Genomic DNA, 256 nt, shown 5'->3' with positions numbered 1-256 from the left:
AGCCGAAGACAATCAGGAATTGAATATGGGATTGTCTGTTAGTGAGAATGAGCATTACATGAAAAAGGCAGCAGAAGAAACACCAGTCAAAGAGGGTGAAGTAGACCTGCAGGTACTTGAGATAAAAACAGGCGAAGACAACGGACTCAAAGTCGTTGTAGTTTTCCGCAATGGTTTGGAAAAACGTCTGGAGTTCACAGAAGTACCGATTATTGTTCATGATAAAGCAGGGCAAACTGTAGCGCGTGTGCACTAC

The 256-nt window shown here is 43.4% G+C and carries 1 protein-coding gene; it reads left to right on the top strand.

Going from position 1 to position 256, the window contains the following annotated elements; all coding sequences use genetic code 11:
• Positions 1-25: 25 nt before the first annotated feature.
• Positions 26-256 (top strand): SLAP domain-containing protein (locus SB719_RS21275; protein WP_412159906.1); only part of this gene is annotated, 231 nt, incomplete at its 3' end.

The sequence above is a fragment of the Pantoea sp. SIMBA_079 genome (assembly GCF_046940275.1).
In the GTDB taxonomy this organism is placed as follows: domain Bacteria; phylum Pseudomonadota; class Gammaproteobacteria; order Enterobacterales; family Enterobacteriaceae; genus Pantoea; species Pantoea borealis.
This window is presented reverse-complemented; position numbering and strand designations above follow the sequence as displayed.